At 71.5% G+C, this 26332-nt stretch carries 19 protein-coding genes and 1 tRNA gene; 7 read left to right on the top strand and 13 right to left on the bottom strand.

All coding sequences use genetic code 11. The features are described 5' to 3' along the window. Positions 1–88: 88 nt before the first annotated feature. Positions 89–1054 carry a 4-(cytidine 5'-diphospho)-2-C-methyl-D-erythritol kinase gene (locus AB0K14_RS39820; RefSeq protein ID WP_360463477.1) on the top strand — a complete coding sequence of 322 codons (966 nt, stop codon included), beginning with the start codon at positions 89–91 and terminating at the stop codon, positions 1052–1054. 1 nt (position 1055) lies between these two features. On the opposite strand, the gene AB0K14_RS39815 is transcribed toward AB0K14_RS39820, so the two are convergent. Next, positions 1056–1427 carry a PASTA domain-containing protein gene (locus AB0K14_RS39815; RefSeq protein ID WP_360463474.1) on the bottom strand — a complete coding sequence of 124 codons (372 nt, stop codon included), beginning with the start codon at positions 1425–1427 and terminating at the stop codon, positions 1056–1058. A 117-nt stretch (positions 1428–1544) separates the two neighbouring features. On the opposite strand from AB0K14_RS39815, the gene AB0K14_RS39810 reads away from it, so the two are divergent. Continuing rightward, positions 1545–3314: an ABC-F family ATP-binding cassette domain-containing protein gene (locus AB0K14_RS39810; protein ID WP_360463471.1), complete on the top strand. Its 1770-nt coding sequence runs from the start codon at positions 1545–1547 to the stop codon at positions 3312–3314. 166 nt (positions 3315–3480) lie between these two features. Here AB0K14_RS39810 and AB0K14_RS39805 read toward each other — a convergent pair whose 3' ends face one another. Further along, the gene (locus AB0K14_RS39805) at positions 3481–4758 is read right to left on the bottom strand and encodes a DivIVA domain-containing protein (RefSeq protein ID WP_360463468.1); all 1278 of its coding nucleotides are present in this window, start codon (positions 4756–4758) and stop codon (positions 3481–3483) included. Between the two features lie 107 nt (positions 4759–4865). Here AB0K14_RS39805 and AB0K14_RS39800 point away from each other — a divergent pair, with 107 nt between their 5' ends. After that, on the top strand, positions 4866–6515 hold the full coding sequence (locus tag AB0K14_RS39800; RefSeq protein ID WP_360463465.1) for a fatty acyl-AMP ligase: 1650 nt from the start codon (positions 4866–4868) through the stop codon (positions 6513–6515). After that, complete coding sequence (locus tag AB0K14_RS39795; RefSeq protein ID WP_360463462.1) at positions 6512–7306, top strand: DUF3626 domain-containing protein; 795 nt, start codon at positions 6512–6514, stop codon at positions 7304–7306. Before AB0K14_RS39800 ends, AB0K14_RS39795 begins: the two co-directional genes overlap by 4 nt. 128 nt (positions 7307–7434) lie before the next feature. On the opposite strand, the gene pth is transcribed toward AB0K14_RS39795, so the two are convergent. The 9 genes from pth to AB0K14_RS39750 form a co-directional block, all read right to left on the bottom strand. Further along, a complete protein-coding gene (gene pth / locus AB0K14_RS39790) occupies positions 7435–8004 on the bottom strand; it encodes an aminoacyl-tRNA hydrolase (protein ID WP_360463459.1) in 570 nt (189 codons plus the stop codon). Then, positions 7994–8506 (bottom strand): DivIVA domain-containing protein, encoded by a 513-nt coding sequence (locus tag AB0K14_RS39785; protein WP_360463456.1) that lies wholly within the window; start codon positions 8504–8506, stop codon positions 7994–7996. The genes pth and AB0K14_RS39785 overlap by 11 nt, the downstream gene beginning before the upstream one ends. A 58-nt stretch (positions 8507–8564) precedes the next feature. After that, positions 8565–9170, bottom strand: a complete 606-nt coding sequence (locus AB0K14_RS39780) for a 50S ribosomal protein L25/general stress protein Ctc (RefSeq protein ID WP_360463453.1) — start codon at positions 9168–9170, stop codon at positions 8565–8567. A 235-nt stretch (positions 9171–9405) separates the two neighbouring features. Continuing rightward, positions 9406–12888 carry a hypothetical protein gene (locus AB0K14_RS39775; RefSeq protein ID WP_360463450.1) on the bottom strand — a complete coding sequence of 1161 codons (3483 nt, stop codon included), beginning with the start codon at positions 12886–12888 and terminating at the stop codon, positions 9406–9408. Between the two features lie 31 nt (positions 12889–12919). Then, positions 12920–13891 carry a ribose-phosphate diphosphokinase gene (locus AB0K14_RS39770; protein WP_360463481.1) on the bottom strand — a complete coding sequence of 324 codons (972 nt, stop codon included), beginning with the start codon at positions 13889–13891 and terminating at the stop codon, positions 12920–12922. 13 nt (positions 13892–13904) lie between these two features. Further along, on the bottom strand, positions 13905–15401 hold the full coding sequence (gene glmU / locus AB0K14_RS39765; RefSeq protein ID WP_360463447.1) for a bifunctional UDP-N-acetylglucosamine diphosphorylase/glucosamine-1-phosphate N-acetyltransferase GlmU: 1497 nt from the start codon (positions 15399–15401) through the stop codon (positions 13905–13907). A 67-nt stretch (positions 15402–15468) separates the two neighbouring features. Next, positions 15469–17115, bottom strand: a complete 1647-nt coding sequence (locus AB0K14_RS39760) for a GGDEF domain-containing protein (RefSeq protein WP_360463444.1) — start codon at positions 17113–17115, stop codon at positions 15469–15471. Positions 17116–17208: 93 nt separating this feature from the next. Then, positions 17209–17279 (bottom strand) — tRNA-Gln (locus AB0K14_RS39755). 342 nt (positions 17280–17621) lie between these two features. Beyond that, positions 17622–18770: an alpha/beta fold hydrolase gene (locus AB0K14_RS39750; protein WP_360463441.1), complete on the bottom strand. Its 1149-nt coding sequence runs from the start codon at positions 18768–18770 to the stop codon at positions 17622–17624. Positions 18771–18925: 155 nt separating this feature from the next. Here AB0K14_RS39750 and AB0K14_RS39745 point away from each other — a divergent pair, with 155 nt between their 5' ends. Both AB0K14_RS39745 and AB0K14_RS39740 read left to right on the top strand, forming a co-directional pair. Next, positions 18926–19885, top strand: coding sequence for an acyl-CoA desaturase (locus AB0K14_RS39745; protein WP_360463438.1), 960 nt, complete (start codon positions 18926–18928; stop codon positions 19883–19885). 113 nt (positions 19886–19998) lie between these two features. Then, positions 19999–20592, top strand: a complete 594-nt coding sequence (locus tag AB0K14_RS39740) for a TetR/AcrR family transcriptional regulator (RefSeq protein ID WP_053719425.1) — start codon at positions 19999–20001, stop codon at positions 20590–20592. A 255-nt stretch (positions 20593–20847) separates the two neighbouring features. Here AB0K14_RS39740 and AB0K14_RS39735 read toward each other — a convergent pair whose 3' ends face one another. Continuing rightward, the gene (locus AB0K14_RS39735) at positions 20848–21975 is read right to left on the bottom strand and encodes a PQQ-dependent sugar dehydrogenase (RefSeq protein WP_360463435.1); all 1128 of its coding nucleotides are present in this window, start codon (positions 21973–21975) and stop codon (positions 20848–20850) included. A 53-nt stretch (positions 21976–22028) separates the two neighbouring features. Next, positions 22029–22598 carry a DUF4291 domain-containing protein gene (locus AB0K14_RS39730; RefSeq protein WP_360463432.1) on the bottom strand — a complete coding sequence of 190 codons (570 nt, stop codon included), beginning with the start codon at positions 22596–22598 and terminating at the stop codon, positions 22029–22031. Positions 22599–22742: 144 nt separating this feature from the next. On the opposite strand from AB0K14_RS39730, the gene mfd reads away from it, so the two are divergent. Further along, positions 22743–26321, top strand: coding sequence for a transcription-repair coupling factor (gene mfd / locus AB0K14_RS39725; RefSeq protein ID WP_360463429.1), 3579 nt, complete (start codon positions 22743–22745; stop codon positions 26319–26321). The last annotated feature ends 11 nt before the right edge of the window (positions 26322–26332 follow it).

Raw genomic sequence — 26332 nt, 5'->3', positions numbered from 1 at the left:
GCCCTTCTTTTGGTGGTGGAGGGTGTTCCACCGCAGGTCAGGGGTCGGTAGGAGCGGGCAACCCGGAAACGCCCGTAGGCTTCATGGCGTGCTCGCAGTCGTCCCGCCCCCGGTCACCGTCCGCGTCCCGGCCAAGGTCAACCTGCACCTGGCCGTAGGCGACTCGCGCGCGGACGGGTACCACGACCTGGTGACGATCTTCCAGGCCTTGTCGCTGACCGACGAGGTGACCGTCGCCATCGCCGACGACCCCGGGGTCGAGGTGCACGGCGAGGGTGCCGACTCGGTGCCCACCGGCGCGTCCAACCTGGCGTGGCGCGCGGTCCGGACGCTGGCCCAGCACGTCGGCCGCGACCCCGACGACCCGAAGGTCCGGGTGGTGATCCGCAAGTCCATCCCGGTCGCGGGCGGCATGGCGGGTGGCAGCGCGGACGCGGCGGCGACGCTGGTCGGTCTGGCCGGGCTGTGGCGGTTGGAGATCAGCCGCGACGAGTTGGCCGGCCTCGCGGGCAAGATCGGCGCGGACGTCCCGTTCGCCATCTACGGCGGCACGGCGCTCGGCACCGACCGGGGCGACCGGATCGTGCCCGTGCTGTCCCGGCACACGTTCCACTGGGTGCTGGCGTTCGACCGGCGTGGCCTGTCCACCCCGGAGGTGTTCGACGAGCTGGACCGGCTGCGGGCCGACGGTGACCCGCCCCGCGTGGGTGAGGCGGAGGCGGTGCTCGAAGGGCTGGCGTCCGGCGACCCGCGCCAGCTCGCGCTGCTGCTCGGCAACGACCTGCAGGCCGCCGCCGTCTCCCTGCGCCCGAACCTGCGCCGCACGCTGCGCGCGGGCGTGAACGCGGGTGCGTTGGCCGGCATGGTGTCCGGATCCGGGCCGACCTGCGCGTTCCTCTGCACGGACGCCGACTCGGCGGTGCGGGTGGCCGCCGAACTGGCGGGCGCGGGCGTGTGCCGGACGGTGCGCGTGGCGCAGGGCCCGGTGCACGGCGCGCGGGTCATCGGCACCGACGAGGCGCCCCGCCCGATCCCGCCCGAGGTGCACGCGTGAGCTACTCGCCGGTCTTCTTCGCCGACAGCAGGACCTCGGTGTCGCAGTCGACCACCTGACCTGCGGCGACGCTCTGCGCGGTGGTGGTCCAGTTGCGGTCCACGACCAGCACGCGCCCCTGGCCGGTCGAGTCCTGCTCGCGCAGCCGGTACAGGCCGGCGGCCTGCATGGTGTCCTGGGCGGCCTGGTGGACCATGCCGACCACGTCGGGGACCGTGCACGTCTTCGCGACCGGCTCCGGCGCCGCGGTCGGCGTCACGGGTTCGCCGACGACCACGGTGCTGGTGACGGTGGTGGCGGGTGGGGTGATCGGGCTACCGCACCCGGCGGCTAACAGCGCGATCGCGCCGACGGCCCACTTGAGCTGTGACATCGGACTCCTCGGTAGGGGTTACGCCGGTAGGTCGGGCCGTGGCGGGCAGCCGTTACCGGTGCGATAGCTAGGCTGGCGTACTGCGTTGTCCTCCGTTCTCGATGAAGGTGCTGGTACATGGCCAACTTGGTCAACTTGGAGAACGTCTCCAAGTCGTTCGGCGTGCGCCCGCTGCTCGACGGCGTGTCCCTCGGCGTCGGCGAAGGCGACCGCATCGGGGTCGTCGGCCTCAACGGCGGCGGCAAGACCACGCTGCTGGAGGTGCTGGCCGGGCTCGCTGAACCGGACGAGGGACGTGTCAGCCAGAATCGCGGGCTGCGCATGGCGGTGGTCACCCAGCGCACCGAGTTGGCCGAGGGCTCGACGGTCCGCAACGCGGTGATCGACCCGCTCGGGTTCGACTCCGAGCACGAGTGGGCCTCCGACGCGCGGGTGCGGTCGATCCTGGACGGCATCGGCATCACCGGGTTCGGGCTGGACTCGCCGGTGGGCACGATGTCCGGTGGCGAGCGGCGGCGGGTCGCGCTGGCCGCGGCGCTGGTGCAGGACCTGGACCTGGTCGTGCTGGACGAGCCGACCAACCACCTGGACGTGGAGGGCGTGCGGTGGCTGGCCGAGCACCTGCTGGCCCGTCGCACGGCACTCGTCGTGGTGACACACGACCGGTGGTTCCTGGACACCGTGTGCAGCCGCACGTGGGAGGTCGTCGGCGGTCGCGTCGAGCAGTACGAGGGCGGCTACGCGGACTGGATCTTCGCCCGCGCCGAACGCGCCCGGCTGGCGGACACGATCGAGGAGAAGCGCCGCAACCTGGCCCGCAAGGAGCTGGCGTGGCTGCGCCGCGGCGCGCCGGCCCGCACGTCCAAGCCCCGCTACCGCATCGACGCCGCCGAGGCGTTGATCTCCGACGTGCCGCCGCCGCGTGACTCGGTCGAGCTGCTGGCGTTCGCCAAGCGCCGCCTCGGGCGCACGGTGCTGGAGCTGGAGGACGTGACGCTGACCGTGCCCGACCGGGTGCTGGTGCGCGACCTGACGTGGCGGATCGGGCCGGGTGACCGGGTCGGCATCGTCGGCGTGAACGGGTCGGGCAAGACGACGCTGCTGCGGGCGTTGGCCGGGGAACGTGAGCCGGAGACCGGCAAGCGCATCCAGGGCCAGACGGTGAAGCTCGCGCACCTCAGCCAGGAGCTGCACGACCTGGACGGGTCGATGCGGGTGCTGGAGGCCGTGGAGGAGATCGCGCGGCGGGTGGTGCTGGGCAAGCAGGAGATGTCGGCGTCGCAGCTGGCCGAGCGGTTCGGGTTCTCGTCGCAGAAGCAGTGGACGCCGGTGGGTGACCTGTCCGGTGGTGAGCGGCGGCGGTTGCAGCTGTGCCGGCTGCTGATGGCCGAGCCGAACGTGCTGCTGCTCGACGAGCCCACCAACGACCTGGACATCGACACGTTGCAGCAGTTGGAGGACCTGCTGGACTCGTGGCCGGGGACGCTGGTGGTGATCTCGCACGACCGGTACCTGGTGGAACGGGTGTGCGACAAGGTGGTGGCGCTGTTCGGCGACGGCGGGCTGACCGATCTGCCCGGTGGCATCGAGGAGTACCTGCGGCGGCGGGACCGGGAGAAGGAAGCCGTCGCCGGGTCGGTCTCCAAGTCCGCGTCGGCACCCTCTTCGGCCGCTGACCAGCGTGCGGCGCGCAAGGAGCTGTCCCGGCTGGAACGCCGGTTGGAGACGTTGCAGAAGAAGGAAGCGCAGCTGCACGCGGCGTTGGCCGAGGCGGCCACCGACCCGGAACGCCTGCTGGCCCTGGACGCCGAGCTGAAGGCCGTGCTGGCCGAGGCGGAGGACGTCGAGGCCCAGTGGCTGTCCGCCGCCGAATCCGCCGAATCCTGACCGCGAGTCGAACGCTCCGGTCCCGCGAGTCGAACGCTCAGGTCTCGCGAGTCGAACCTCCAGGCCCCCCGAGTTCGCCATTCAGGACAGACCTGAGTGGTGAACTCGGGGGGCCTGAGCGTTCGACACGCGGGACCTGGAGGTTCGACTCGCGAGGTTTGAGGGGTTAGCGGCCGCGGCGGCGGAGTTCGGTGGACAGGAGGGGCATCAGCTCGTCCACGAACGAGCAGTCGTAGCCCTGGCCCGCCAGCAACGACGTGGCGAACTTCGTCTTGGCCACCTCCTCCGACGACGCGCCGATCATGCCGTCGAGCGCGATGCCGACCTCCTCCAGCACCCGATCGACCTGGGACGTGCGGTAACCGCGCTGCGCCGGCCCGGCCAACGGGATCTTGATCAAGCGCAGCTGCTTCCACGACGTGATCGGTGGGAGCGCGCCCGGCCGCAGGGGTCCGTCGCCCAACTGCTTCTCGATCCGCGCCAGGAACGCGTCCACCTCGGTCTCGTCGTACCCGCGCCGCCCGAACATCGGCCGGCTGAAGCGGGCCTCGCGCACCTCGCGCGCGGTCAGGTCGTCCTGACCCAGCAGCGTGTTCTCGATCCGGTCGAGGAACTTGTCGACCTGCGACTCCTGGTAGCCGCGACGACCGCGCGGCGGCTTGCCGAAGGCAGCGGTGCGCACGTCCCGGGCGGTCAACGGGCGGGTGCCGGGGCCCGGACGCGGTCGGGGCGGCACGACCGGAGGCGCGCCGAGCGCGGAGATGGTGGCGGAGGAGGCCGAAGCGGAGGCGGAGGCGGAGGTGGAGCGGGGGCGCACGGGAGCGGGAGGGGTGGGCATGCGCTCCAACGTCACCACGACGAGGTCGAGGAACGTGTCCACGTCGTCCTCGTCGTAACCCACCTGCCCCGGCGGGGCGTAGCCGAACTCGAAGTCCTGCACCTCCCGGGCGGTCAGGTCGTCGCGACCGGCCAGGGTGTTCTCGATCCGGTCGAGGAACGCGTCGATCTCGCCCTCGTGGTAACCCCGGTTCCCCGGTCTGGGCTTGTGGAACCGCACGCCACGCACGTCCTGCGGCGTCAGCCGGGCCGCCGGGCGCATCCCGGTCGACGTGGCGTGCGCGCCCTGCGCGGGAGCGGTGGCCTGGCGTCGCTGCGGCGTGGAGCCGAGCGTCTCGGCCACCAGGTCCATGAACGCGTCGACCTCGGCCGCGTAGTAGCCGGGTCTCGCGGGTCTGAACCGCACCCGCCGCACGTCCTGCTCGGTCACGTCGTCCCGGCCGAGCAGGGTCGCCTCGATGCGGTCGAGGAAGGTGTCCACCTGGTTCTCGTCGTACCCCGGTTGGCCGGGCGGCGGGCGGTGGAAGGCGACCTGCCGCAGATCCTGCGCGCCCAACAGCGGCGCCGGATGTGCCGGCATGTGCCGGCGAGCGTCGAACCCGGCCACCCAATTACCTCCTTCGTGTGGTGTACCGGGGAGTATCGCCGGATGGTGCGCCGGTTGTTTCGCCCTATCGGCTCAATGCTCGAAAAGATCGCTCTACCCTGACGGACATGAGCCGGTTCGTGGACACGATGGTGGCAACCGCTTTGGGTGCCGGGGGACGGGCGCGGGGCATGACCACGGGGGAGCCGAACACTCCCGTCCGCAGGTCGTGGGAGCAGGTGCACCAACAGGCCACCCGCATGGCCGGCGCACTCGTGGCGGGCGGCGTGGCCCGCGGTGAGTCGATCGCGGTGCTCGCGGGCGACCCGGCCGAGATCGCGCCCGCCGTGCAGGCGGTGTGGCTGGCCGGCGGCAGCACGACCATGCTGCACCAGCCGACGGCCCGCACCGACCTGGCCGAGTGGGCCGCGGACACCCTGCGGGTGCTCACGATGATCGGCGCGAAGCTGGTGCTGCTCGGCGCGCCGTTCGACGCGCTGTCGGGCGTGCTGGACGAGCACGGCGTCGCCTACCGCAAGCTGGGCGAGCTCGACGGCGAGCCGCTGGAGGCGCCCGTCGACGTCGACGAGGACATGCCCGCGCTGCTCCAGCTCACCAGCGGGTCCACCGCCGACCCGAAGGCCGTCCGCATCACGCACGGCAACCTGTGGTCCAACGCCAAGGCGATGGAGACCGCCGCCGAGCTCGACCCGGAGACCGACCGGATGGTCTCCTGGCTGCCGCTGTTCCACGACATGGGGATGGTCGGCTTCCTGACCGTGCCGATGCTGTTCGGCCTCGACCTGGTCAAGGTCACCCCGGTGGACTTCCTCGGCCGGCCCACCCTGTGGCCGGACCTGATCAGCCGGTACAAGGGCACGATCACGGCCGCGCCGAACTTCGCCTACGCCATCGCCGCCCGCCGGATGCAGGGCGTGGACGACGGCGCGTACGACCTGTCGACGTTGCGGATCGCGCTCAACGGCGCCGAGCCCATCGACCCCGCCGCGGTGAAGACGTTCACCGACGCGGGCGCGCGGTTCGGGCTGCGTCCCGAGTGCGTGCTCTGCGCGTACGGCATGGCGGAGACGACGTTGGGCGTGGCGTTCGCGCCGGTGTTCACCGGCATCACGGTCGACGTGGTGGACCCGGAGGAGTTGGAGGCGGGTCACCGCGCCGTGCCCGTGCCGCCGGACAGCCCGAACGCGCGGGCGTTCCCGCTGCTCGGGCCGCCGTTGCCGGGCCTTGAGGTGCAGGTGGTGGACGGCGAGGGCGCGGTGCTCGGCGAGCGCGAGGTCGGGCAGCTGCGGGTGCGCGGCGAGGCCGTGACGCCCGGCTACCTCACCGTGAACGGCCCGCAGGACACCCAGGACGCCGAGGGCTGGCTGGACACCGGCGACGAGGGTTACGTGGTGGACGGCCAGGTCGTCGTGTGCGGGCGCCGCAAGGACGTGATCATCATGGGTGGGCGCAACATCTACCCCACCGACATCGAGCGCGCCGCGACGTCCGTCGAGGGCGTGCGCGCCGGCAACGCGGTGGCCGTGCGGCTGGACGCGGGCACGCGGCGCGAGCGGTTCGCCGTGGTGGTCGAGTCGAAGCTGGCCGGTGAGGACGACGCGGTGCGCGCGTTGAGCAAGGCGATCAGCGCACGGGTCGTGGACGCGGTCGGCCTGCGGCCGTTCTCGGTGGTCGTGCTCAAGCCGGGCAGTCTGCCGAAGACGCCGTCCGGCAAGCTGCGCCGCTCCGCCGCCGCGTCCCTGGTGCCCGCTGGGTGACCCCGGCAGAGCGCGCGCTTCGGCACGTCCGGGCGCGGTCGACCGGTGCACCGCTCGACCGCGCCCTGCGCATCACCCTGAACTTCCACCCCGAACGAGTGGTCGCCGCGCTGGCGGACACGGGGCGTTACGTGTCGCAGTTCGTCACGGGAACGGGCAACGGCGGCCTGACCGCGTTCGCCGGCGGTGACCGGTGGCGGTGGGAGAGCCGGATGTTCGGCGGCGCGTACGACCGGGCCCCCGGCCACGAACGACCGGTCTACGGTGGCCTGAACTTCCGCCTGAGCCCGTACGGCGCGTCGCCGAGGTTCGGGTCGGCCCACCTGAGGCTCACCGGGGACGCGGCGGCGCGCAGCACGTTCTGCTACCCGGACAGCTTCGTGGAGCCGGAGGCGTTCGGCACGGCGGACCGCATGTCGTTGGTCGAGCTGGCGCTCGCGGACCGGCAGGACGTGCTGGACGACTACGTCGAGGCCCACGTGCACGGTCCGGTCCGGGTGGGGGGCGACCTGGAAGCGCTCGTGCTCGACCCGAGCTACCGGGGCACGGACGTGGAAGAAGCCGCACGGCGACTGCCGTGCGCCGTCGAGTGGCATCCGGGATTCCGCCTGCACGTGGACGAACTGCGTCGCCACCCCGACTACCGGGGCCCGCGGTACGTCGAGCTGGGCGTGGAGATCGCGGTGGACGGCGTCCTGACCCCGAAGGTCATCGGCGACGCCCGCGACCGCTACGACCGGCAGGACGTCAAGAAGGTCTGGCACCTGCTCGCCCGCTTCGGCCGCGCCTGATCGGCGGACCTGGTGCCCGGTGGACCTGGTGCTTGGCGGAACTCGTGCCCGGTGGGACTCGTGCCCGGTGGAACTTGTGCCCGGTGGAACTTGTGCCCGGTGGAACTTGTGTCCGGTGGAACTTGTGCTCAGTGGAACTTGTTCTGGGCGGCTTCCAGGCCCAGTTCCAGCAACGCCTCCACCGCGTCGGCCGTGCGGTCCAGCTCCAGTGCCAGCTCCTTGCGCTCCACGAGCGAGAAGTCGCGCAGCACGTAGTCGGCCGGGTCCATCCGACCCGGCGGCCGGTCCACCCCGAACCGCACCCGGTGGTAGTCCTTCGTGCCCAACGACTTCGTGATCGACCGCAGCCCGTTGTGCCCGTTCTCGCCGCCGCCGAGCTTGAGCCGCACCGCGCCGAACGGCAGGTCGAGCTCGTCGTGCACCACGATGATCGACGACGGTGGCACCTTGTAGAAGTTCGCCGTGCCCGCCACCGGCCCGCCGGAGGTGTTCATGTAGCCGCGCGGCTTCGCCAGCACGACCCGGCGACCGGCCAACCGGCCCTCCAGCACCTCGGCGCCGCCCTTGTGCGCCTTGAACCTCCCGCCCACGCGAGAGGCCAGCTCGTCCAGCACGAGGAAGCCGACGTTGTGCCGGTTGCCCTCGTACTTGGGACCGGAGTTGCCCAGCCCGACGACCAGGGCGACGTCATCGACCACGGAACCGCAACTCCTGCTCAAGCTCGTCCAACAAGGTGTCCACCGCGCGCACCTGGTAGCCCCGCCGCAGACCCGACGTGGTGCTGAACCTGGTGTGGCGGACCTCGCTCGAAGTCATCCGCCCCCGGCCGTCCAGCGCCGCGGCGGCCCGGCCGAGGAACGTGTCGACTTCGCCGCGATCGTAGCCGTTCGGCGACCGCGGCAGCTTCACCGCCAACAGCGCGTCACCGGTCTGCAGCGTGGTCGGCGGCACGTGCCCGGACCGCAGCTGGTGCTCCAGCGCGGCCAGGAAGTCGTCCACGGTCCGCTGGTCGTAGCCGCCCGCGATCTCGGTGAACGCGATCGTGCGCACCCGGTCGGGGTGCAGCTCGATGCGTCCGGCGAGCGCGTCGGCGATGCGCAGCACGAACGCGTCCACCTGCGCCGGGTCGTAGCCCTTGCCCTTCTTGCGGGGGAACCGCGTGGCGCGCACCTGCGCCGGGCTCAGGAACGGGAACGGCACGCCACCCCAGCCGTGCGGCGGGGGAGGCGTGCCGTTCGAGTTGCCCGACGTGATGGGCTCAGCCTTCTTCGGTGGCCTCGGCCTCGGTGGCCTCGCCGGTGTCGCCGTCCAACTCGGCGGCGGTCGGCGCGGCGTTCACCGCGAGGACCATCGCGTCGCCGTCGGTCACCAGGGTGGTGCCGGCGGGCAGCACCAGGTCGGACGCGTGCACCTGGGTGCCCGCGGTCAGACCGGCGATCGAGTACTCGACCTGCTCGGGGATGTTCAGCGCGTCGGCCTCCACCTGGACGGTGGTGAGGTCCTGCGTGAGCAGGGTCGCCGCGGCGGCGTCGCCGGTGAGGACGATCGGCACCTCGACGGTGACCTTCTCGCCCCGCTGCACGAGCAGCAGGTCGACGTGCTCGATGTAGTTCTTGATGGGGTGCGTGGTGACGGTCTTGGTCAGCGCCAGCTCGGTGGAGGACTCGATGTCCAGCGTGAGAACTGCGTTCTGACCGTGCTCGCGGACAACACGGGCGAACTCGAGCGCCGGCAGGGCCAGGTGCTTCGGGTCGGAACCGTGGCCGTAGAGCACCGCGGGGATCTTGCCGGCGCGGCGGGTGCGGCGGGCGGCGCCCTTGCCGAACTCGGTGCGCTGCTCTGCGGCGAGACGGACCTCGGACACGGTGGGGCTCTCCTAACGGTCTGGCCTGGTAAACGTCGGCGGGTACGTCGGGCGGGGCGAAGCGGGGGTTGGCCTGCGGCGGCGGGCGGCGCGGAGGGTGAACACGCGCGGCATCACAACCGCCGCGTCGATCACGCCGAGCGTGATGCTCGCCCTCGCCGAGGCAACCTGAGCAGTGTAGGCCGACTCTGCGGACGGGGCCTAATCGGGGGTTGATTGCCCTCCCTCGCACCCGCTAAACCGGTCGACGGGCCCGTTCGTCGATGACCGCGAGTTCCCGCAGGATCGCCTCCAACGACGCCGGGCTCACCCGGCTCAGCACGCCGACGCTGCGCTGCCACCTCTTGCCGAACAGGCCACGGGCCACCACGCGCCGCGCCGAGTCCGGTGTGAGCCTGGGGATGAGGTGTCCGGCCGAGGACAGTTGCTCGGAGTCGGTGATCGAGTCTGCGACAGCACTCGCGCGGTCGACGTCACCCGTGCGCAGCGCCCCTTCGACGACGTCCCACAGCGACGACCACCGGTTGGCCGGATCGGCGATGCTCCTGGCGACTTCCTCCGCTCGATCGATGTCATCCAGGTCCACGAGGTAGCCGACCACGGTGCTGAGCGTCCAGTCCGAATCGGTGTGGCCGGTCGACCTCGCCGCGAACTCGATCCGGTGGAGCAGGCTCCGCGCCCGGTCGACGTGCCCCTTCGCTGCCATCGCCTTGACCGTGAAGCCGACCGCGGACACCAGGTGGTGGCTCAGCGCGGCCCGCACCACGATCTTCTCCACCAGGTCGAGGTCGCCCCCCTCGAGCGCCGCCTCCGCCACCTCCTGGACGCCCTTGGCGCTCGTGAACCAGTCGGTGAACGAGAACGCGAGATCCTCAGCCGAGTCGAGATCCCCTCGCGCGATCACGGCCGACAGTTCCGGTGGGATGCCGGAGCCGTCCTCGACCGGTCCGGGAGGCGGAACGGGCGGTTGATCGTGCCCCTCTCCCGGTGTGGAGAAGCGCCCGACCGACCACAGGGCCGCGTCGCGGAGGCGCAGGTTCTGCAAGGACTCGGCCAGGGCCTCGGCTGCGGTCAGGTCGTGCTGCGAGGCGAGGGTGGAAGCGATGAGCACCAGCGTTTGCTCGCGTCGGCGGATGTCCGTGATGGAGTACGCCGCGGCCATGGCGTCGTGCACGAGCCGGCGGGCATTGGTCGCATCGCCGGCTCGCTTGGCCGCGCGGCTGATCCTGTTCAGCGCGTTGCCGCGGTGGCGCGGGTCGAGGAGGGATCGCGCCAGCGCTTCGGCCTGGTCGAGGTCACCGGTCGCGATCACGGCGTCGATCACCTGGATCATCACCCGGTTCCGCCGAGCCGCGTCACCGTGGGCACGAGCCGACACCTCGGCCCGGTACAGCGCCGCGACGGCCCGCTCCTGGTCACCGGCGGCGATCAACGCCGGTACCAGCACCCCGAGCGCGACGCCCCGGTGCCGGGGGTGCTGGAGGGAGTCGGTCAGGGAATCGGCCGGCACGAGTTCGCCCCGCGTGACGAACCCGCGGATCAGGTCGAGCATCGCCCGCTCGCGTTCGGCGGTGTCGGCGATCGACTCGACGTCCCGGCGGGCCTGCTCCGGATCGGTGCTCTGCCGCGCGTCGTCGAGCGGGGAGGGCTCCGGCTCCTCGGTGCGGTCGATCCCGTCGACCACGGCCACCAGATTTCGCACCGAGCGCCGCACCTCTTCACCGGGTGCCCGATCGTGGCCCGAGCCGAGGGCGGTGAGCCGGGCCAGAAGCTCTCGGGCCCGCTCGACGTTCCCCGACTCACCGAACGCGGTCGCCACCCGTGCGATCGCGTCGACGTGCAAGTCGGTGCCGGCGGTCTGTTCGGCCAGGGCGAGCGCGTGCTCAAGGTCGCCGCTCGCGAGCGCGGCCCGGACGATCGGGAGAACCGCCCGGGCCCGGGCGGCGTCGTCGGTGATCGGGTCGAGCAGGGCGAGAGCACGGGGGATGTCACCCAGGCGTGCGGCGCAGCGGACCAGGGCCGCCAACTCGCGGTTCCGTCTCTCCGTGTTCTCGATGAGCCGAACGGCCCGGTCCTGCAGATCGAGCAGGTTCCCGACCCCGTCGTGCCCTCGACCGACCGGCGCCAGCGCCGTGAGCGCCATGGTGCGGATGAGGACGTCACCGATCGCGTGGGCCAGCTCGACCGCCTGGGTGACATGACCCTGACGGCCGAGGGCACGGATGACCGTCAGGTGGGCGCGATCCCTCGCGCGTGCGTCGTCGAACGACTCGGCCAACGCCACGGCCCTGGAGATCCGTCCGAGCGAAGCCCACAGTCCCGGCAGGGTGGGCGCCAGCGAGGCGTTGCGGCCGACGAGCCGATCGCGGTGGACGGCGAGGCGGCTCATCGCGACCAGGTCGGGCACCTCGTCGGCCATGAGGTGGGACCGGGTGTCGAGGACCTCGTTGACCGCGTCACCGTCGCCACCGGACCTGCCGAGCATGCGGTCGTGCCGATCGGGATCGGTCGCGCAGGCGAGCATCCGCACCACGTCGCCGGTGAGGCTGAGCAGGGCGAAGTAGTCGCGGAAGAGGTAGTCGGGGGTGTCGGCGGCCCAATGGCGGTCGCGGTAGCCGTCGGCCCACCGGTGCAGGCGCTCGCGGTAGGCGGCGAGGCGGGTGGGTCCCAGCACCTGGATCGACTTCAGGTGCAGTTCCTCGTGGCCGAGCACGTAGGCGTCCGGGGTGGTTCCAGGGCGGTGGTGCCCGGGGCGGCGGCTGAAGCTGCGGCCGGTCACGGTGCGCAGGTGGTCGTCCACGTCCCACTCCGACGACCCGGTCAGCTCCGCCAGGTCGGCCGCGGTGAGGCCGCCGCCCGCCGCCGTGACCAGGCCGAGCAGCTCCTGCGCGGTCGGCGTGCCGTGCAGCAGGGCCTTCAGCTCGCGCACCATGCCGTCGCGTTCCGCCTGAGCCGCCGGTGACGGTGCGAGCGGCCGGACGACGTCCGCGTCGCGCAGGGGGTGGTGGTCCGGGACGTCGGTGGGGATCGGCGGGTTCGGACGGCCCGCCACGACCACCCTCAGGCCGACCGGCGGGTCCACCGGCAGCAGGGCGGCGATGCTGTGCGCGTCCGGGCCGGTGGTGACGCCCCTGTCCTCGTCCAGCCCGTCCACGAGCAGCACGAGGTGCTCGCCGCGATCACGGCACGCCTCGGCGGCCTCGGCCAGCAGGCCGAGCAGGTGCGGTTCGCGGGTCGACTCGGTCAACAGTGGCGGCAAGGGCTGGTCGAGCAGGGTGACCAGCTGCTCCAGCACGTTCTCGATGAACGCGTTCCGGTCGTTCTGGGCGGCCAGGCGGGCGGTGATGAAGAACGACACCACGCGCACACCGGCCGGCGGGTCGAGGGCGAACGTCGACATCAACGCCGACTTGCCCGACCACGCGGCCGCCCGCCACCAGCGGTAGTGCCCGGCGGTCGCCGGCGAGGTGCAGAACGCCGTCAGCTCGGCCAGCTCGGCCTCCCGGCCGATCAACCTCGGCGGCGCGATGCGCCGGACCGTCTCCCGGTACCGGGTCCGCACCGGCGCGCCGGTCACCAGGTTCACGTCGCCGTGCACGACGCCGATCTGCGAGACCGGGCCGTGCACGGTTCCCGTCACCGAGTTGGACGGCGCCGGGTCGGACGGCGAAGGGCCCGGCACGGGTGGTGTGCCGGGCCCTTCGGGTTCGAGCGCCATCCGGGGATCATCCCGCACGGCGCGCGGGACGTCAGGCGTTGCCGTCGAACAGCGAGGTCACCGAGCCGTCCTCGAAGACCTCCTGGATCACGCGGGCCAGGAGCGGCGCGATCGGGAGGACGGTCATGGCGTCGAAGCGCTTCTCGGCCGGGATCGGCAGGGTGTCGGTGAACACGACCTCACGCGCGCCGCACGACTGGAGGCGCTCGACCGCCGGGCCGGACAGCACCGGGTGGGTGGCCGCGATGACCACGTCCGACGCACCCTCGGCCAGCAGCTGGTCCACCGCCTTGGTGATGGTGCCGCCGGTGTCGATCATGTCGTCGATCACCACGCACAGCCGGCCCTGCACCTGGCCGACCACCCGGTTGGCCACGACCTCGTTGGGCCGCATCGGGTCGCGGGTCTTGTGGATGAACGCGATCGGGGCGCCGCCGAGCGTGTCCGCCCACTTCTCGGCCAGCTTGGTGCGGCCCGCGTCCGGCGACACGACGGTCAGCTCGCGGCCCGCGTACTTGTCCCGGATGTGCTCGGCCAGCAGCGGCATGGCCCACAGGTGGTCCACCGGGCCGTCGAAGAAGCCCTGGATCTGGGACGTGTGCAGGTCGACCGACACCAGCCGGTCCGCGCCCGCGGTCTTGAACATGTCCGCCACCAGGCGCGCCGAGATCGGCTCCCGCCCGCGGTGCTTCTTGTCCTGCCGCGCGTACGGGTAGAACGGCATGATCACGGTGATGCGCTTGGCCGACGCGCGCTTCAACGCGTCCACCATGATCAGCTGCTCCATCAGCCACTGGTTGATGGGCGCGCAGTGCGACTGGATGACGAACGCGTCGCAACCGCGCACGCTCTCCTCGAACCGCACGAAGATCTCGCCGTTGGCGAAGTCGTACGCCGACTGCGGGGTCACCGACACGTTCAGGTGCTTGGCCACCTGCTCGGTCAGCTCGGGATAGGCGCGCCCGCCGAAGAGCATCAGGTTTTTCTTGGGTGTCCCGGCCATCGTGGGGTTCACGTCAGCGCCCTTCATCGGTTGTGCCTGCATTCTCGGGCGTCAGTGCGCGTTGCGCCGCCTCGGCCGCGGCGGTGCCCGCCCTGCGGGACACCACCCAGCCGTCGAGGTTGCGCTGGGGTCCGCCGGACACGGCCAGCGCACCGGGCGGCACGTTGCGCCGCACCACGGTCCCGGCGCCGGTGTAGGCGCCGTCGCCGACCGTCACCGGCGCGACGAACATGTTGTCCGACCCGGTGCGGCAGTGTGAGCCGATCGTGGTCCGGTGCTTGTTCACGCCGTCGTAGTTCACCGTGACGCTGGCCGCGCCGATGTTGGAGTTCTCACCGATGGTGGCGTCGCCGATGTAGCTCAGGTGCGGCACCTTGCTGCCCGCGCCGATGTCCGAGTTCTTGGTCTCGACGAACGTGCCGATCTTGCCGCCCTCGCCGAGCCGGGTGCCCGGCCGCAGGTAGGCGAACGGGCCGACGGACGCGCGCGGGCCGATCTCCGCGCCCGAGCCGTGCGTGCGCACCACGGTCGCGCCGGGCCCGATCACGCACGCCGACAGGGTGGTGTCCGGTCCGACGACCGCGCCCTCGCCGACGGTGGTGCCCGCGCGCAGCTGCACGTTCGGCTCGATCAGCACGTCGCGCTCCAGCCGCACGTCGGCGTCCAGCCACGTGGTGGCCGGGTCGGCCACGGTCACGCCCGCGCGCATGGCCCGCTCCACGATCCGGCGGTTGAGCTCCGCGCCGAGCCGGGCCAGCTGCACCCGGTCGTTCACGCCCTCGACCAGCCAGCGGTCGGCCGTCTCCAGCGCGCCGACGCGTCGCCCGTCACCGCGCGCGATGGTCAGCACGTCGGTCAGGTACAGCTCGCCCTGCGCGTTGTCGGTGGACAGCCGGGAGAGCCCGTCGCGCAGCACGGCCGCGTCGAACGCGTACACCCCGGAGTTGATCTCGCTGATCGCCAGCTGCTCGGGCGTGGCGTCCTTCTGCTCCACGATGCCCTCGACCGAGCCGTCCGCGGACCGCACGATCCGCCCGTACCCGGTGGGGTCGGACACCACGGCGGTCAGCACGGTGACGGCGTTGCCGCGCGCGCCGTGCTCGGCGAGCAGCCCGCGCAGCGTGTCGGCGTCCAGCAGCGGCACGTCGCCGTAGGTCACCACGACCGTGCCGCCGAGGTCGGCGGGCATGTCCGAGATCTCGGCCAACGCGGCCAGGCCGCAGCCGACCGCGTGCCCGGTGCCCTTCTGCTCCTCCTGCACCGCCACGGTGACCTTGCGGTCCAGCGCGGTGGACAGGCTGTCGAGGTGGTCGCCGACGGCGGCGCGGCCGTGGCCGACCACGACGGCGAGGTGGTCCGGGTCGGTCCCGGCGGCGGCACGCACGGCGTGCTCCACCAGGGAGCGACCCGCGATGCGGTGCAACACCTTCGGGGTGGCTGAGCGCATGCGGGTGCCTTCACCCGCTGCGAGGACGATCGTGCTGACTGGGGTGGGGACACCCTCTAGCATCAGCGCTCTCCCTAGCTGAGTGCGTGCCTGCAGCGGGAGGGGCCTGGCTTCCCGCCAGGTGCCGATACTAAGCCTCCGAGGGGGGCTCGCCTTCCACGGCCGCAACCTGGCAGCCACCTCGGCGCTTCGCCACGTACATCGCCGAGTCGGCTCGGGCCAGCGCCGCGTGCGCCGTCTCACGCGGTCGCACCGAGATCACGCCGACCGAAAGGGTGACACCCCTGGACAGGTGGGAATCGAGGCCGGCGACGGCATCCACGGCCCGGCCGAGGGCCGCCTCGGCGGCGTGCAGGGGCGCCCCGGGCAGCAGCACCACGAACTCGTCGCCGCCGTAGCGGGCCACCAGGTCGTCACCCCGCAACGCCTGCCGCAGTGTGCTCGCAATCACGCGGAGGACGTCGTCACCCTCGGCGTGCGAGTGCCGGTCGTTGACGACCTTGAACCCGTCGAGGTCCACCAGCGCGATGGCCATCGGGTGGGTCTGCGCGTTGATCAGCGCCGCCAGCCGGTCGTCCAGCGCCCGGCGGTTCGGCAGCCCGGTCAGCGGGTCCTGCAACGCCTGCTGGGCGATCGCGCCGTGCGCGCGCGTCAGCCGTTCGTGGTCGCGCCGGGTGAGCAGGGTGGCGGTGCGCGCCTCCTGCATCATCCACAGCTCCACCTCCAGCGCGTTGGCGTAGGTCTGCAACGCCGAGATCGTGCGCTCGCCGTGCGGGCCGGACAGCTTGGCGTACTCGCGGGTCAGGCACAGCATCAGCGTCGGCTCGGAGGTGTCGTGCGCGAGCCGCTCGCGGGCGTCGTGCAGCACCTGCAACGCCTGCTGCGGCAGCTCCTCCATCTCCAGGCAGCGGGCCAGCGCGATCGACACGATGATCAGCTCTCGGGCGTACATGGCCAGCTCGCGCAGCGTCCACAGCCGTGCGATGTGCTCCGCGCCCGGCTTGGCCAGCGCGTGCGACGCGCCGATCACCGGCACCTGCTCGGCGGCGGTGCGGTCACGCCTGCCGGGGTGCAGCGACTCGCGGAACGGGCCCTCGACGGCGGTGGCGATGGCCGAGGCGGTGGCGAACCGCTCGCCGGCCTCCTCGTCGTTGCCCACCCGCTCCAGCCGCAGGCCCCAGCCGATCAGCAGCCGCGCCCGGTTGAGCAGGTGCACGTAGATCTGGTGCGGGTTGGCGCTGTCCCGGATCGCGTTGTGCGCCCGCGCCAGCACGTCGTCGGCCATCTCGTAGACGCCCAGCTGCACCAGCACCAGCCCGGTGCTCTGCAACGCCGAGGCCAGCAGCCGGTCCCAGGTGCGCTTGTCCATCATCGGGTCGGGGGTGAGGTCCTCCTCCAGCATCGCCAGGCCGCCCGCGACCTCGGTCAACGCCTTGTCCTCGAACCCGCCGAGCAGGTAGCGGCGGCCGCGCAGGGCGTGCGCCTCGGCCTCCAGCACCAGCAGGCCGTGCCGGCGGCAGTGCACCAGCATCTCGTCCAGGACCGAGTCGGACAGGTCCACCAGACCGGGGGTGACGATCCGGACCACCGCCGCCGCGCGCAGGAGCTGGCCGACGATCCGCGGCTCGCCGCGGCCCTGCGCCTCGGCCAGGATCTCGTCGACCTCGTGCGCCGCGTCGAGCTGGTCGGACAGGTGGCTGCTCTGGGCCACGGCCACGAGCTCACTCGCGCGGCCGACCAGCCACGCGTCGGACATCTCGTGGAGCGCCGGCGCCACGTTGTCCTGCTCGTCGACCGCTTCCTCGTGCAGCGACTCACACCCCCATGCAGACGCAGGGCGGCCGGGGCCTTCGTGGCCCGGCCTTCCTCGCTCCGCCACCAGGATTCGAACCTGGACCATCGGAACCAAAATCCGAGGTGCTGCCTTTACACCATGGCGGAACGGCCGGGCTTCACCCCGACCGCGCGAACACATGTTGTCACGAGTCCCCCTCGGAGGTCAGCACCGCCACTCAACTGGCGGCAAGCCGTCGGTGACGTGATCATGACAGCGCGTGTTGCCGCAGGTCAGCGGAGTCGGTGACGTCCGCCACGTCACGGCCGGGTGAACGGCGTGCGGTCCGTCGTCGACGGCCGGCGGTCCCGAGCGACACGTTCGGGACCGCCGTTCGGCACGATTTCGGACAAAACAATCACCCGTTTAACTACTTGGCGTAGCCGATCGGGTACTAGCGGATGTCCGGTCGCGTCCACCGGGTGCGGCACGTGGGCACGGGGGCACGTTCACCGGACGCCGTCGACCGAGCGGAGGAACTCGGTCAGCGCCTGCTCGTAGGTCTCCGGGTCGACGTTCCACGCCGCCGTGTGCTCCGCCGCGGGCACCTCGACGTACCGGAGGGGCCAGCCGAGCCGGTCCGCCGCCGCGGCCAGGTCGCGCGAGGCCTGCACCGGCACGGTGCCGTCCGCGTCGCCGTGGAACAGCAGCGTCGGCGGCTTGCGCGGCGGCGGGTTGGCCCGCAGGTCGAAGCGGTCGAAGTCCAGGTCGACCCGCCAGTCCGAGACCAGTTCCGCGATCGGCACCAGCTGCTCGGGCACGTTCCGGTTGCGCGACTGCAGCTCCAACGTCCTCGTCCAGCTCACCACCGGCGCGTCGAGCACGACGGCGGCCACGTCGTCCACCTCCGCCGAGCGGCCGAGGAACTGGCCGACGATCGCGCCGCCCATCGACCACCCGTACAGCACGACCTGGTGCGCCCCGTGCTCCCTGGCGTACCGGACGGCCGCCTCCACGTCCCGCCACTCGGTGTCGCCGAGGTGGTACAGGCCGTCGGGGGAGCGGGGCGCGCCCTCGTCGTTGCGGTAGGTCACGGCCAGAACGGGTAGTCCCAGGGCGTGCAGCGCAGGCATGACCCGCAACGCCTCGGCCCTCGTGCCGCCCCGACCGTGCACCGCGACGACCCACGTGGACGACGACGTCGCGGGGACCAGCCACGCGGGGGCGTCACCCAGCTCGGTGGGAATCCGCACGTCCGTGAACTCCAGGTCGTGCGCGGTGGCGGGGTCGGTGCTCCACACCGACGTCTCCATCCGCACCCGGGTGCCGTCGGCGGGCGCCATGCCCTGCAGCTCGCGCACCACCGTGCCCTCGGACCGCTGGGTCACCGGACCAACCTTCGCTCCGCCACCCGGCCAAACGAGACCCCACGTGCCGGGCAGCACTGTGACCCTGGACTCCGCCAACGAGACGGTCCCCGAAGCGGACGAAGTGACCGTGTCGCGGTAGCCCGGACGGGCGTTCACGGGGTCGAGCAGTTGGCCGCTGTAGTACCAGCCGAACCCCAGCAGACCCCCGCTGAGCAGCAGGAACACCGCCGCGAACGTGATCAGTGCGAGCCGCAGCCGGCGGCGTCTGCGGACGTTCGGTGAACCCATCACCGAATGATGCACCGGCGTTGATCGACACGCCCGACTTCCTGAGAACACGCCGTGACTTTCGCCCGGGCTATGGCGGGACAAGGCTCACCTAACTTACGCTTCCGTAAGTTACGGCTCCGTAGGTAGCCCCGAACACACAACGAGGTACATGTATGACCAGCACCCTTGAGAGCAGGTCCACGCCGCAGGGTCCGGAGGATCGCGGACCCAAGCCGATGATCGAGGGGCGGCGCGGGCACGTCGAGCAGATCGGCGTGTACGTGTTCGTCATCGTGCCGTTCCTGGCTCTGCTCGCGGCCGTTCCGCTCGCCTGGGGGTGGGGGCTGGGATGGGTCGACGTCGCGCTGTTCGTCGCGTTCTACTACCTGTCCGGCCTCGGCGTGACGATCGGGTTCCACCGGTACTTCACGCACGGCTCGTTCAAGGCCAACCGCGCGCTCAAGATCGGCCTGGCGATCGCGGGCATGATGGCGCTGCAGGGCCCGGTGATCGTCTGGGTCGCCGACCACCGCCGCCACCACGCGTTCTCCGACCGCGAGGGCGACCCGCACTCGCCGTGGCTGTTCGGCCGCGGCCCGGTCGCGCTGGCCAAGGGCTTCTGGCACGCCCACATGGGCTGGCTGTTCGACCGCGACAAGACCAACGCGGAGCGCTTCGCGCCGGACCTGCTGGCCGACGAGGACCTGGTCCGGATCGACAAGCTGTTCCCGCTGTGGACCGCGATCAGCCTGCTCGCGCCCGCCGTGCTCGGCGGTCTGATCACCATGTCGTGGGCCGGCGCGCTCTCGGCGTTCTTCTGGGCGGGCCTCGTCCGGGTCGCGTTCCTGCACCACGTGACGTGGTCGGTCAACTCGATCTGCCACATGGTCGGTGACCGGCCGTTCGCGGCCCGTGACCGTTCCGCGAACGTGTGGGCGCTGGCGATCCTGAGCTTCGGCGAGTCGTGGCACAACCTGCACCACGCCGATCCCACGTGCGCCCGGCACGGCGTCAAGCGCGGTCAGATCGACACGTCCGCGCGGCTGATCTGGGTGTTCGAGAAGTTCGGCTGGGCGACCAACGTGCGGTGGCCGAACCAGCAGCGCCTGGCGCGGATCAGCGCCAAGAAGTAGTTCCGGGGGTCGACCCACCTGCCCCTCGCGGTTCCCGCGGGGGGCAGGTGTTTAGGGTGGTTGAGGTGGCGGGGAGACGGCGCGGCGACGAAACACCGGTGCCGCGCGTGCGGATGACGGGCAAGGAGCGGCGTGAGCAACTGCTCGACGTGGCCCGGGCGTTGTTCGCCGAGAAGGGCTTCGAGGTCACCTCCATCGAGGAGATCGCGCACCGCGCGGGCGTCTCCAAGCCGGTCGTGTACGAGCACTTCGGTGGCAAGGAAGGCATCTACGCGGTCGTGGTGGACCGCGAGATGCAGTACCTGATGGACCACATCGTCAACGCGTTGTCCGGCGGGCACCCGCGCGAGCTGCTGGAACAGGCGGCGTGCGCGTTGCTGGACTACATCGAGGGCTCGACGGACGGCTTCCGGATCCTCGTGCGCGACTCGCCCGTGGCGTCGTCCACCGGCACGTTCTCGTCGTTGCTCAACGACATCGCGTCCCAGGTGGAGTCGATCCTGGGCCTGCACTTCTCGCGGCAGGGCTACGACCGCAAGCTCGCCGCCCTCTACTCCCAGGCCCTGGTGGGCATGGTCGCCCTGACCGGCCAGTGGTGGCTCGAAGTCCGCAAGCCGAAGAAGGACGAAGTGGCCGCCCACCTGGTCAACCTGGCCTGGAAGGGCCTGTCCCACATGGACCACAAACCGCGCCTCCGCACCCGCTGACCGGCGAGTCGAACCCTCCCGTCCCGCGTGTCCTACCTCCAGAACGCGCGAGTCGTACATTCGCGTCGCGCGAGTCGTACGTTCAGAACGCGCGAGTCGTACGTTCAGGACCCCCGAATTCAACACTCAGGTACCCCGCCGCTCGTCGTGAGCGTTGAACTCGGGGTACGCGAACGTAGGACACGCGGGACCTGAAGGTAGGACACGCGGGGGCTGGAGGTTCGACTCGCGGGACGTGGGGGTTCGACTCGCGGGTCAGGGGTGGTTGGTGATGCGGAGGATCTTGTCGTCGGTGCCGTTCGACGTGGTCACGTAGAGGGAGCCGTCGGGGGCCAGTTCGGCGCCGCGCAGGCGGCCGTGGGTGCCGTCCAGTTCCGGTGGGATGGCGACCGAGTGCACGCCACCCTCCTGGGTGACGGTGAACAGCAGCACCTTCGCGCCCTTCAACGCGGTCACGGCCAGCACGCCGTTCAACGCACCCCACTGCTCGCCCACCAGGAACGCGGCGTCGCAGATCGCCTCCGTCGGATCGCCCGACGACCACACGGCGGGCACGGCGTCCGGGAACCGCTCCAGGTCCGTCATCGGCACGTCCTCGTCGTACCCACCGACCGTGCCGCCCCGTGACGGGTCCCAGCCGTAGTTCCCGCCCGCCTTGAGCGCGTTCACCTCGTCGTCCACATCGGGCCCGTGCTCGGCGGTGAACACCAACCCGTCCTCACGCACGGCCACACCCTGAACGTTGCGGTGCCCGTACGTGTAGATCCGGTCCCCGAACGGGTTGCCCGCCACGCCCTCACCGGTGGCCAGGTCGACCCGCAGCACCTTGCCGCCGAGGCTGGCCCGGTCCTGCGCCACGCTGCCCCGCGCGGTGTCCCCGGTGCCGATGAGCAGGTTGCCGTCGCGGTCCAGCGCCATCCGGCACCCCGAGTGACGCCCGCTCGACGCCGTCGGCAGGCCCGCCAGCAGCGGGTCCTTCACCCTGGTCGCCTTCGTGCCGTCCAGCTCCCACGTCACCAGCCGCACGTCGGAGGACGTGTTGAAGCACGTGGTGAACCGACGGCTGGTGGCGAAGTCCGGGTGCACGACCAGGCTCATCAGCCCACCCTCGCCGCGCGCCGCCACGTCACCGAGGTCGGCCTCGACGTCGGTCGCCCGACCGTCCGCGACCAGCGCGATCCGCCCCGGCCGCTGCGGCACGAGCATCCGCCCGTCGGGCAGGAACCCCACGTCCCACGGGTGGCTCAGCCCGGAGACCACGACCTCGACCCGCAACCCCTCGGGCGCGGTCGTGCCGGGCGCGCTGCCCCCGCCACCCTCGGCCGAGCACGCCGAAGCGGCCGCCACCACCGCCACCGCGACGAACCCGACAACGCGACGCATGCCACCCAGCATGACAACCCCCATGTGTGCTCCCCGTTTCACGCGATCGGGTGTCACCCTTCCCGAATCAGAGCCGGCAGCGGGTCCGGCGGCAGCAGGTCCGGCATCGGGTACGGCCGCTCCACCGGCAGCAGCGCCCGCGCGGCATCGAGGTCACCGGCACGCACCAGCCCGTGCACGCGGTGCGCCAGCGACGTCACGTCGGTCAGCCCCACGACCCACTCGTCCACGTACCGCCGCGACGCCTCACCGGCCAACCCCAGCTGCAACGACCGGTACGGCAGCTCACCCAACCGCAGATCGCGCTCCGGGTCCCACTGCACCCGCACGTCCGGCTTCACCCCGCCCCGGACACTGCTCGGCACCGCCGCCCGCACCGCCCAGTCGAACCCCGAACGGGTGATCCGCACGGCCAGCACGCACTCCTGGTCCGGCTTCGTCGCCCACCCCGAGCGGTACATCATCCACAAGAACGACGGCTTGACCCACGTCATCCGCCCCCGCTTGAACGGCGGCACGAAACGCCCCGCCGCCAGCGCCGGCGCGGCGATGGCCGGCGAGTACGCCTGGTACACGGTGACGTGCCGATCGTCGTAGTCGGCCCTGATCCGCTTCTGCTCCACGTACCCAGCGTCACCCGCCGGTCAACCGAAATCACGGGGCACCGCGCGCGGCAGGCCCGTAGGCTGGCAACCGAGAACCCCTCCGGTGGACGTTCGGTCCCGGGCAGGGGTCTGTCCGTGTTTGAGTCCCGGGGAGCCACCGCAATGCCCCAGCCCGGCCCGCTGTCCGGCCTGCTGACCGCTGTCCTGCCCGACAAGGCGCTGCGCGCCCTCGCCGACTCGGTCGGCGTGCCCGACCTCGAACTGGAAGGCCCACCCGCGGCCCGACCACTGGTCGCGGCGGCCCTCGCCAACAGCACACCCGTGCTCGCGGTCACCGCGACCGGCCGCGAGGCCGACGACCTCAAGGCCGTGCTCTGCGACCTCATCGGCCCCGAGCAGGTGGCGCTGTTCCCGTCCTGGGAGACGCTGCCCCACGAGCGGCTGTCACCGAGGGCCGACACGGTCGGCGCGCGCCTGGAGGTGCTGCGCCGCCTCGCCCACCCCGACGGCAACCCGCTCAAGGTCGTCATCACCACGGTCCGCAGCCTGATCCAGCCGATGGCGCCCGGCCTGGGCGACCTCACGCCGGTGCGCCTGGCCGTCGGCTCGGAGCACGACTTCGAGAACCTCCTGGTCAACCTCACCGAGATCGCCTACACCCGCGTCGACATGGTCGAGAAGCGCGGCGAGTTCGCCGTCCGCGGCGGCATCCTCGACATCTTCCCGCCGACCGCCGAGCACCCGCTGCGGGTCGAGTTCTGGGGCGACGAGGTCAGCGAGATCCGCCCCTTCGCCGTGGCCGACCAGCGGTCGCTGCCGCAGGAGGTCGACGGGTTCATCGCACCGCCCTGCCGCGAGCTGCTGCTGACCGCGCAGGTCAAGGCCAAGGCCGCGGCCCTGGCCGAGGAGCACACCGCCGACGCCCACCTGCACGAACTGCTGAGCAAGATCGCCGAGGGCATCCCGTCCGAAGGCATGGAAGCCCTCATCCCGGCCCTGTGCGAAGGCGAGCTCCAACTCCTCACCGACGTCGTCCCCGACGGCACGCACGTCCTCCTCAACGACCCCGCGAAGATCCGCGCCCGCGCCCAGGACCTCGTGCGCACCGGCCAGGAGTTCCTCGAAGCGTCCTGGATGGCCGCGGCCGGCGGCGGCCAGAGCCCCATCGACCTGGACTCCAGCGCCTACCACAGCCTCGCCGACGTGGCCGCGTCCGCCCGCGCGCAGGGCCGACCCTGGTGGACGCTCAGCCAGCTCACCACCGAGGGCGAGGACGTCGTCCGCCTGGAGCTCAAGCAAGTCGAGGCCTACCAGGGCGACATCGACCGCGCCTTCGCCGACCTGCGCGCCCACACCGTCTCCGGCGGCACCGCGGTGCTCGTCGTCCCCGGCGCGGGCACCGCCCAGCGCGCCACCGAACAGCTGCGCGAAGCCGACGTCAACGTCGTCCTCCGGGACACCCTCGACACCGCACCCAAACGCGGCGCGGTCACCGTCGTGCGCGGCGCCCTGGAAGACGGCTTCTCCCTGCCCGAACTGGCACTGGTCGTCCTCACCGAGACCGACCTCACCGGCGGCCGCCACGGCACGTCCACCAAGGACATGCGCCGCATGCCCAGCCGCCGCCGCAACGCGGTGGACCCGCTCGCCCTGCGCCCCGGCGACTACGTCGTCCACGAGCAGCACGGCATCGGCAAGTACGTCGAAATGGTGCAGCGCACCACCAAGGACACCACCGGGAACACCGCCACCCGCGAGTACCTGGTCCTCGAATACGGCTCCAGCAAGCGCGGCCAACCCGGCGACCGGCTGTTCGTCCCCACCGACCAGCTCGACGAGGTCTCCCGCTACGTCGGCGGCGAACTGCCCACCCTGAACAAGCTCGGCGGCAGCGACTGGAAGAACACCAAGGCCAAGGCCAAGAAGGCGGTCAAGCAGATCGCCGCCGAACTCGTGCAGCTCTACGCCGCCCGCCAGGCCGCGCCCGGCCACGCGTTCGCCCAGGACACACCGTGGCAGCGCGAACTGGAAGACGCCTTCCCCTTCACCGAGACCCTCGACCAGATGGCCGCGATCGACGAGGTTAAGCGCGACATGGAGCGCACCGTCCCGATGGACCGGGTCATCTGCGGCGACGTCGGCTACGGCAAGACCGAGATCGCGGTCCGCGCGGCGTTCAAGGCCGTGCAGGACGGCAAGCAGGTCGTCGTGCTCGTGCCCACCACGCTGCTCGCCCAGCAGCACCTGAACACGTTCGCCGAACGCATGCGTGCCTTCCCCGTGAACATCAAGGGCCTGTCCCGGTTCACCGACGCCCAGGAAGCCGAGCAGACCATCACCGGCCTGGCCGAGGGCGACGTGGACATCGTCATCGGCACGCACCGCCTGCTGCAGAAGAGCCTGCGCTACAAAGACCTCGGCCTGGTGATCGTGGACGAGGAGCAGCGGTTCGGCGTCGAGCACAAAGAGCACATCAAAGCCCTGCGCACGCACGTGGACGTGCTCACCATGTCCGCCACCCCGATCCCGCGCACCCTGGAGATGTCGCTGGCCGGCATCCGCGAGATGTCCACCATCCTCACCCCACCCGAGGAACGGCACCCGATCCTCACCTACGTCGGCGCCTACGACGACAAGCAGGTCGGCGCCGCCATCCGGCGCGAGCTGCTCCGCGACGGCCAGGTCTTCTACGTCCACAACCGCGTGTCCTCGATCGAACGCGCCGCCCGCCACATCCGCGAACTGGTCCCCGAGGCCCGCGTGATCACCGCCCACGGCCAGATGAACGAGGACAAGCTCGAAAAGATCATCCAGGGCTTCTGGGAGAACGAGTACGACGTCCTCGTCTGCACCACCATCGTCGAAACCGGCCTGGACATCTCCAACGCCAACACCCTCATCGTGGAACGCGGCGACCTCCTCGGCCTCGCCCAGCTGCACCAGCTGCGCGGACGCGTCGGCCGAGGCCGCGAACGCGGCTACGCCTACTTCCTCCACCCGCCCGAGGCACCGCTCACCGAGACCGCGCACGACCGGCTCGCCACCATCGCGCAGAACACCGAACTCGGCGCGGGCATGGCCGTGGCGATGAAGGACCTGGAGATCCGCGGCGCCGGCAACATCCTCGGCGCCGAGCAGTCCGGCCACATCGCGGGCGTCGGCTTCGACCTGTACGTCCGGCTGGTCGGCGAGGCCGTGGAGGCGTTCCGCAAGCACGCCGGCGCCGACGGCGAGATCGAGGAGGACCTCGCCGAGGTCCGCGTCGACCTCCCCGTGGACGCACACATCCCGCACGACTACGTACCCGGCGAACGACTCCGGCTGGAGGCCTACCGCAAGATCGCCGCAGCCGTCGACGGCGACTCCCTGCAAGCCGTGTGGGACGAGCTCAAGGACCGCTACGGCACCCCGCCGCTGCCCGTCGAACGGCTCCTCGCGGTGGCCAGGTTCCGGCAGACGTGCCGCGCGCACGGCGTCACCGAGGTCGCCACCCAGGGCACGACCATCCGCTTCGCACCACTGGAGCTCAAGGACAGCCAGCTCGTCCGGCTGCGCCGGCTGCACCCCAAGGCGATCTACAAGCCGACCGCCACCACGGTCAGCGTGCCCCGACCGACCGAAGGCGCGGCCGGCGGCCGGATGGGCGCACCGCAGCTGCGCGACCAGGAACTGCTCGATTGGTGCGCCCACTTCCTGGAGTCGTTGGCGGGGACTCCCGTGAGCGGCGTCACGAGGACGTGAGAAGGTACCGG

Source organism: Actinosynnema sp. NPDC050801, from assembly GCF_040673975.1.
Classification (GTDB): Bacteria; Actinomycetota; Actinomycetes; order Mycobacteriales; family Pseudonocardiaceae; genus Actinosynnema.
Note: the sequence above shows the minus strand (reverse complement) of the source record. Positions and strands in the feature narration are given on the sequence as shown.

Bases quoted from the DNA above. Each gene is read 5' to 3' on its own strand.
- AB0K14_RS39810 (WP_360463471.1), top strand. From the start codon at position 1,545: ATGGCCAACTTGGTCAACTTGGAGAACGTCTCCAAGTCGTTCGGCGTG.
- AB0K14_RS39740 (WP_053719425.1), top strand. From the start codon at position 19,999: ATGACGGGCAAGGAGCGGCGTGAGCAACTGCTCGACGTGGCCCGGGCG.
- AB0K14_RS39735 (WP_360463435.1), bottom strand. From the start codon at position 21,975: ATGCGTCGCGTTGTCGGGTTCGTCGCGGTGGCGGTGGTGGCGGCCGCT.
- mfd (WP_360463429.1), top strand. From the start codon at position 22,743: ATGCCCCAGCCCGGCCCGCTGTCCGGCCTGCTGACCGCTGTCCTGCCC.
- AB0K14_RS39815 (WP_360463474.1), bottom strand. From the start codon at position 1,427: ATGTCACAGCTCAAGTGGGCCGTCGGCGCGATCGCGCTGTTAGCCGCC.
- AB0K14_RS39750 (WP_360463441.1), bottom strand. From the start codon at position 18,770: ATGGGTTCACCGAACGTCCGCAGACGCCGCCGGCTGCGGCTCGCACTG.
- glmU (WP_360463447.1), bottom strand. From the start codon at position 15,401: ATGCTAGAGGGTGTCCCCACCCCAGTCAGCACGATCGTCCTCGCAGCG.
- AB0K14_RS39745 (WP_360463438.1), top strand. From the start codon at position 18,926: ATGACCAGCACCCTTGAGAGCAGGTCCACGCCGCAGGGTCCGGAGGAT.
- AB0K14_RS39770 (WP_360463481.1), bottom strand. From the start codon at position 13,891: ATGGCCGGGACACCCAAGAAAAACCTGATGCTCTTCGGCGGGCGCGCC.
- AB0K14_RS39775 (WP_360463450.1), bottom strand. From the start codon at position 12,888: ATGGCGCTCGAACCCGAAGGGCCCGGCACACCACCCGTGCCGGGCCCT.
- AB0K14_RS39800 (WP_360463465.1), top strand. From the start codon at position 4,866: ATGAGCCGGTTCGTGGACACGATGGTGGCAACCGCTTTGGGTGCCGGG.